The organism is Pseudomonas fluorescens, from assembly GCF_902497995.1.
Classification (GTDB): domain Bacteria; phylum Pseudomonadota; class Gammaproteobacteria; order Pseudomonadales; family Pseudomonadaceae; genus Aquipseudomonas; species Aquipseudomonas fluorescens_BK.
This window is the reverse complement of sequence record NZ_CABVII010000012.1, coordinates 172,439-179,378: the sequence shown is the minus strand read 5'-3', so window position 1 is coordinate 179,378 and position 6,940 is coordinate 172,439. Positions and strand designations below refer to the sequence as shown.

Sequence of the window (6,940 nt, the reverse complement as noted above, 5' to 3'; positions counted from 1 at the left end):
CAGAAGACAATGATTGATCAATCGAAGTATGCTTTTTCATGGACTCGCCCTCGCTGTCGTTGGCTGTTTAGACTGCCACCGTGGCGCATTGACGCCTCGGCGTGGGCGAGTCCATCCAATTACAGGGGCAGCCGCGTCGCAGCTAGACCTCGACCGGGACTGTGAGCTTCGGGCTACCGAGCGCATGGCTCTTCGAATCAAAAAACCGCAACTCAACCCCCGTCCCCTCGAACACCTTCGCGTAATGCCGCTTCTGATGCTGGATGAACGCCTTGCTGCGTGGATTGATCGAGATCGCCACCACCGTCGGTTTCGCCTGGCGCAACGCATGGATGATGTGGCTGTCCTGCTCGCCCAAGGCATGACCGAAGATGCACAACCCACCGCCATGCCCCAGCAACTGTTCATAGCAGAACGACAGATAATCCGAACTGCGGATGGTCTTGAGCTTGTCCTGAGCCGGCCCTTCGTTGACGAACAGCGGCACGTCGTCGAGGGTCTTGATCGTGTTGTTGATGGCGAAACTGCCGAGCAAGGTACCCTCGGTCGACTTCAGCTTGCGCGCCGTGCCGTCCTGGTTGCGCACCAGATGCAGGCCCCCGTGCAGGTACAGCAGCCGGGTTTTATCGGTGGCCGTGACGCTCAGGTCGAAGCTTGGCTCGGCACCCTGGAACAGGTCCGTGATTGCATCAGGCTGGTGCTGGATCGCCCAGTAGTTGAGCAAGTCGTAGTTGGTGGTGAACACCGTCCGATAGCTGCCCAGTTCCTGACTGATCGTCGCCAGAGTCGAAGGCACCACCAACCGCCACGGAATATGCACCGCATGCACAGTGTTGATCAGCGCTTCCTTGATCGCGTAGTAGCGATTGCGCGGTGCGGCGGAGCTGACGGCGAGGGCCTTGTTGACCCGGCTGGTGGTTTTCAGCGCGCTGAGCACCTGCTCGAAGCTGCGCGTCTGCATCGCGTCGAACACGCTCAGCTCGGACTGGCTCATGGGTTTTTCTTCGACGGTGCGGGCGTTTTCAAACAGCGAGTCATAACCGAAGTCATCCCACACTGCGCGGCTGGCACCATTGCCCACCAGCAGGCCGCTGAACGAGGCGGTGGCGCGCAAGGCGTTCCAGTCTTCAAGCTGGGCATCGACATCCTGGAAATCGGTCATTGCAGTCGGCGTCTCAAAGCAAAAGGTCTGATGGGCGGCGACTTTATCACGACCCGGACTTGCGCCACATTGCCGCGCTGCCAACCAGCACCAGTCCTGCGCCAGCTGTCATCAGCTTTGCAATCGCCGTCTTCATGGTGGATGCGTTTGAGACTGGCAACGTCGAATACATCGCCAAGGCACTGGGGGCTTCACCCCCACGCGACGAAGGTCAACGCGGCTGTCGCGGGTGGTAGGCTATATTGCCGATTCAGTCGAACCGAAGTCATCGAGCCCTCCATGCTGCAAAAAAGCCTGATCCGCCGTCTCGACCTGATCACTCTCCAGCTGTTCGTCGCCGTCCACGAAGAAGGTACGTTGACCCGTGCCGCAAACCGCGAGGCGATTGCGGTGTCGGCGGCCAGCAAGCGGTTGATGGAACTGGAGGAGGCGCTGGGCATCGGCCTGTTCGTGCGCCAGGCCAAGGGCATGACCCTGACGCCGGCCGGCGAAACCCTGTTGCATCATGCGCGGAAGATGCTGTTCAACGTCGAGAAAATGGGGCTTGAGCTGGGCGAACATAGCCATGGCATTCGCGGCTATGTGCGGATGTTGGCCAATCTCTCGGCGATCATCCAGTTTTTGCCGGAAGACCTGCGAGACTTTTCCGAGCGCCATCCCCAGGTCAAGACCGACCTTGAGGAACGCCCCAGCGCCGGGGTGATCCAGGGGGTGCTCGATGGAGTGGCCGACCTGGGGATCTGCTCCAGTGACAGCGACGTCAAAGGTCTGCACAGCGTGCTGTATCGACAGGACAAGCTGGTGGTGCTGATGCTGCCCGATCATCCGTTGGCGAGCCGCTCGGCCCTGGCTTTTGCCGACACCCTGGACAGCGACTACGTCGGCCTGCACGCCGCCAGTTCGATCAACATGCGCACCCATGCCGCGGCGCGCAAGGCCGGCAAAGTGCTGCGGCTGCGGATTCATGTGCCCGGTTTCGATGCCATGTGTCGGATGGTGCAGGCCAATATGGGCATTGGCATTCTGCCGCACAAGGCTTACGAATTGTTTGGCCGGGCGTTGGGATTGCACGCGGTGCCGTTGACGGACGACTGGTCGGATCGGGCGTTGATTCTGGTGGTGCGCGATGAAGCGGGATTGTCGCCGGTGAGCCGGATGTTGTTTGAGCAGTTGCGTGGGGTGGTCTGACAATTCTCTGTGAATGGGCCGGCTTCTTCGCGGGCAAGCCTCGCTCCTACAAGGGATCTATGTACGCCGCCGATCAACTGTAGGAGCGAGGCTTGCCCGCGAAGACTGACCAGAGGTCGCGGTAATCTTGCGCAGCGTTCGCGTTTCACGAACGCCCCTTGCCGATTGAGGGTTGGATTGATCACCCCCCGGTCCTCTAGCCTTGGCTCATATTCCAAGAACAACATAGAGGTACCCCGCGATGACTGCCCCCTTAAGTGCCATCAAGGTGATCGAGATCGGCACGCTGATCGCCGCGCCGTTCGCCGCCCGCATGCTCGCCGAGTTCGGCGCCGAAGTGATCAAGATCGAAGCCATGGGCCAGGGCGACCCCCTGCGCAAATGGCGCAAGCTGCACGAAGGCACCTCGTTGTGGTGGTACCTGCAATCGCGCAACAAGAAATCCCTGGCGCTGAATCTGAAATCCCCCGAAGGCATCGACCTGGTCAAGCAACTGGCGACCAGTGCCGACGTGCTGATCGAAAACCTGCGCCCCGGTGCCCTGGAAAAACTCGGCCTGGGTTGGGATGTGTTGCATGCCCTCAATCCCAACCTGACCCTGGTGCGGATTTCCGGTTACGGCCAGACCGGCCCGTACCGCGATCGTCCGGGGTTCGGTGCGATCGGCGAGGCCATGGGCGGGATTCGCTACACCACCGGCACCCCCGGTTCGCCACCGGCCCGGGTCGGTGTCAGCCTCGGCGATTCCCTGGCGTCGCTGCACGCGGTGATCGGGGCCTTGATGTCGCTGCTGCGGGTCAAGACCGGGCAGGGCGGCGGACAAGTGGTCGATGTGTCCCTGGCCGAAAGCGTGTTCAACGTCATGGAAAGCCTGGTGCCGGAATACGACATGCTTGGCCATGTGCGTGAACGCAGCGGCGGAGCCTTGCCGGGCATCGCGCCCTCCAACACCTATCTGACGGCCGATGGCGCCTATGTGGTGATCGCCGGCAACAGCGACCCGATCTACAAGCGCCTGATGCTCGTCATCGGTCGTAATGACCTGGCCGAAACGCCGGAGTTCGCCCATAACGACGGTCGTGCCGCCAAAAGCAATCTGCTCGACGCCGCCATCACCCACTGGACCAGCAGCCTGCCGATCGACGAAGTCCTGTCGGCCCTGGAAGCCGCTGAGGTTCCGGCCGGGCGCATCTACTCGGTGGCCGACATCGTCGCCGACCCGCATTATCAGGCGCGGGACATGCTGCTCAGTGCCGAGCTGCCTGGCGGTACCAGGGTGAAGATGCCGGGTATCGTGCCGAAAATGTCGGAAACCCCCGGCGGCGTGAACTGGTCCGGACCGAGTCTGGGCCAGCACACCGATGGCATTCTCGCGGGGCTGGGCCTGACGGCCTCGGATATCGAGCGGCTGAAAACTGAAGGGGTGGTGCAATGATCACTGATTTTTCCGAGAGCCTGATCGTTCAGGAAGTCTCCCCACGCGACGGCTTGCAAATCGAGCCGACCTGGGTCGAAACCGTCGACAAGATTGCGCTGGTCGATCAGCTGTCGCTGGCCGGTTTCAGCCGCATCGAGGCGGGTTCGTTCGTCTCGCCCAAGGCAATCCCGGCGCTGCGCGATGGTGAGCAGGTGTTCAAGGGTATTGCCCGGCAACCGGGGGTGATCTACGTCGCCTTGATCCCCAACCTCAAAGGCGCGCAACGGGCGCTGGCGGCCAGGGCCGACGAGCTGAACCTGGTGATGTCCGCCAGCCAGACTCACAACCTGGCAAACATGCGCATGCGTTGCGAAGCCTCCTTGGCTGCGTTCGGCGAGATCGTGCACTACGTGGGCGGCACGAGGGTGCGGCTCAATGGCAGCATCGCCACCACCTTCGGTTGCCCGTTCGAAGGCAGGATCGATGAGGACCGCGTGCTGCAGATCGTCGACGCCTATCAGGAACTCGGCATCCAGGGCATTACCCTGGCCGACACCACCGGCATGGCCAATCCGCGGCAGGTCGATCGGCTGGTGCGACGGGTATTGCAGCGGGTTTCGCCAGCGGACCTGACCTTGCATTTCCACAACACCCGCGGCCTCGGCCTGTGCAACGTGCTGGCGGCCTATGAGGCCGGTGCCCGACGTTTCGACGCGGCATTGGGTGGTCTCGGTGGTTGCCCGTTTGCACCGGGAGCCTCGGGCAATATCTGCACCGAAGACCTGGTGAACCTGTGCGATGAAATCGGCATTCATACCGGCATCGATCTGCCGCTGTTGCTGAAGTTGTCCCGAGGGTTGCCGGCGCTGCTGGGCCATGAAGTGCCTGGCCAGCTGGCCAAGGCCGGACGCAATTGTGATTTGCACCCGACTCCGTCCTGAGCCACACCAAATAACCCCTGTAGGAGCGAGGCTTGCCCGCGAAGACGGCCTCCCATTCAACATCAATGGCTACTGACACACCGCCTTCGCGGGCAAGCCTCGCTCCTACAGAAAAGCGCATAACGAACCTAAACCAGACAACAAAAACAATCGGACACCCACGGAAAGTCCGCCTGGAGAACCACCATGAGCCTCAATGTACTGGAGGCGGGCGCGAGCCCGTCCGTTAGCCACGACGAAGAAAAAGCCCTGGTCAGCAAGGTCGCCTGGCGCCTGATGCCACTGATCATGGTCTGCTACCTGTTCGCTTTTTTCGATCGCATCAACATCAGCTTCGCCAAGTTCCAGCTACAGACCGACCTCAGCCTGAGCGACACCGCCTACGGCCTCGGCGCCGGGTTGTTCGTGGTGGGCTACGTGATTTTCGAAGTGCCGAGCAACATGATGCTCTACAAGGTCGGCGCCCGCCGCTGGATCGCCCGGATCATGATGTCCTGGGGCCTGGCCACCGCGGCCATGGTCTTCGTCAACAGCGAATGGCAGTTCTATGCGCTGCGCTTCGTGATCGGGGCGATGGAAGCCGGTTTCGCGCCGGGTGTGCTGTATTACCTGACGCTGTGGTTCCCGCAGCACTATCGCGGGCGCATCACTTCGATGCTGTTCCTGTCGTCGGCATTTGCCGGCCTGGTGGGCGCACCGTTCTCCGGACTGGTGCTGCAACACCTCGACGGCTTTATGGATATGCGCGGCTGGCACTGGCTGTTTCTGCTCGGCGGCGTGCCTTGCATCGGCCTCGGTTTGCTGGTGCTGACGCTGCTCAAGGACCGCATCGAAGATGCCCATTGGCTGACGCCGTCGGAGAAGTCCCTGTTGGCCAGCCGCATCGCGCACCATGAGCCGCACAAGACGGGCGGCTCGTTGCTCGCCGCGCTGCGGATCCCGGGTTTCCTGACGCTGGGGCTGATCTACTTCCTGATCCAGGTGGCGTCCTACGGCTTGAATTTCTGGGCCCCGCAACTGATCCGCAGTGCTGGCACCGAGAGTCCGGTGATGATCGGTTTGCTGACCGCCATCCCTTATATCTGCGGCGCCATCAGCATGGTGGTGATCGGGCGGTTGTCCGACTCGACGGGCGAGCGACGCAAGTTCGTCGCCGGTCTGGTCGCGGTGGGCGCAGTAGGGTTCTTCTGTGCGGGGATCTTTGCCAACCACACGACCTTCCTGATTGTCGCGCTGGGCTTGCTCGGTGCCGGCATCATCGCCTCCATCCCGAGCTTCTGGACCCTGCCGCCGAAACTGCTGGCCGGCGCCGGTGCAGGGGCTGCGGGCGGGATCGCGGTCATCAACACCCTCGGTCAGTTTGGCGGCATCGTCAGCCCGGTCATGGTCGGACGGATCAAGGACCTGACCGGCAGCACCACCCCGGCCCTGTACGTCATCGGCGTCTGCGCGCTGATCGCCGTCGCGCTGCTGTTGTGGGGGTTGCCGCAGAAGCTGCGCACGCTCGACAAGTACTGACAACAAGCGGCACCACCGCCCCGGGGACCTGAGATAGACTGGCGTGCATTCACCCAGGCTCAACAAGGACTTCCAATGACTCCATCGCTTCTAATGGCCGTTCTCGCCTCGGGCTTTATCTACGGCATCACGCCGGGGCCCGGGGTGCTGGCAGTGTTCGGCATCGGTGCGGCGCATGGCCGGCGGGCCGGGGCGGGGTTTCTATGCGGGCATTTGCTGGGGGATGTGGTCTGGTGCAGCACCGCGTTGATCGCGATTGTCGGTGCGCGGGAAATCGGCAGTACCGCCTTCGATGTGTTGGGCGTGCTCAGCGGGCTCTATCTGTTCTGGCTCGGTCTGCGCGCGGTTCGCGCTCGGCGCGCCAGTGTCGAAGCGCCTCAGGGCCCGGCGCGGCAACCGTTCTGGCACGGCATTGTGTTTGGCCTGACCAATCCGAAGGCTTATCCGGTGGCGGTCGCGACGTTTACCGCGCTGCTCTCAAGCCGCGCAGAACTGCTGCATTGGTCAATGTTGCCGTGGTTGATTGTCCTGAGCTTCGTCGGCGGCCTCATGGCCTACGCTATCCTCATAGGCATCGTCGGTGCGCGGCAGGTGCGCAGCCTGTATCAACGGCATGAACTGGCGATCACCCGCTTGTGCGGGGTGATGTTCATCGGTTTCGCCATCAACGCCCTGGTGCATGCATTGCCGGGGCTGGTGCCGAACAAGGCGTGA

6 protein-coding genes are annotated in these 6,940 nt (G+C 62.3%); 5 read left to right on the top strand and 1 reads right to left on the bottom strand.

From position 1 onward, the window contains the following. Nucleotides 1-142: 142 nt before the first annotated feature. Nucleotides 143-1,162 (bottom strand): DUF4917 family protein, encoded by a 1,020-nt coding sequence (locus F8N80_RS16210; protein ID WP_150784270.1) that lies wholly within the window; start codon nt 1,160-1,162, stop codon nt 143-145. A 279-nt stretch (nt 1,163-1,441) separates the two neighbouring features. Between F8N80_RS16210 and F8N80_RS16205 the strand changes: the two genes are divergently transcribed. From F8N80_RS16205 to F8N80_RS16185, 5 genes are all read left to right on the top strand, one after another. After that, entirely contained in the window at nt 1,442-2,350 is a 909-nt protein-coding gene (locus F8N80_RS16205; protein WP_150784269.1) for a LysR family transcriptional regulator, read from the top strand. 241 nt (nt 2,351-2,591) lie between these two features. After that, nucleotides 2,592-3,785 carry a CaiB/BaiF CoA transferase family protein gene (locus F8N80_RS16200; protein ID WP_150784268.1) on the top strand — a complete coding sequence of 398 codons (1,194 nt, stop codon included), beginning with the start codon at nt 2,592-2,594 and terminating at the stop codon, nt 3,783-3,785. Continuing rightward, complete coding sequence (locus F8N80_RS16195) at nt 3,782-4,708, top strand: hydroxymethylglutaryl-CoA lyase (RefSeq protein WP_150784267.1); 927 nt, start codon at nt 3,782-3,784, stop codon at nt 4,706-4,708. The genes F8N80_RS16200 and F8N80_RS16195 overlap by 4 nt, the downstream gene beginning before the upstream one ends. A 186-nt stretch (nt 4,709-4,894) precedes the next feature. Beyond that, on the top strand, nt 4,895-6,226 hold the full coding sequence (locus F8N80_RS16190; RefSeq protein WP_150784266.1) for an MFS transporter: 1,332 nt from the start codon (nt 4,895-4,897) through the stop codon (nt 6,224-6,226). Nucleotides 6,227-6,301: 75 nt separating this feature from the next. After that, complete coding sequence (locus F8N80_RS16185; RefSeq protein ID WP_150748957.1) at nt 6,302-6,940, top strand: LysE family translocator; 639 nt, start codon at nt 6,302-6,304, stop codon at nt 6,938-6,940.

Bases quoted from the DNA above. Each gene is read 5' to 3' on its own strand.
- F8N80_RS16210 (WP_150784270.1), bottom strand. From the start codon at position 1,162: ATGACCGATTTCCAGGATGTCGATGCCCAGCTTGAAGACTGGAACGCC.
- F8N80_RS16205 (WP_150784269.1), top strand. From the start codon at position 1,442: ATGCTGCAAAAAAGCCTGATCCGCCGTCTCGACCTGATCACTCTCCAG.
- F8N80_RS16200 (WP_150784268.1), top strand. From the start codon at position 2,592: ATGACTGCCCCCTTAAGTGCCATCAAGGTGATCGAGATCGGCACGCTG.
- F8N80_RS16195 (WP_150784267.1), top strand. From the start codon at position 3,782: ATGATCACTGATTTTTCCGAGAGCCTGATCGTTCAGGAAGTCTCCCCA.
- F8N80_RS16190 (WP_150784266.1), top strand. From the start codon at position 4,895: ATGAGCCTCAATGTACTGGAGGCGGGCGCGAGCCCGTCCGTTAGCCAC.
- F8N80_RS16185 (WP_150748957.1), top strand. From the start codon at position 6,302: ATGACTCCATCGCTTCTAATGGCCGTTCTCGCCTCGGGCTTTATCTAC.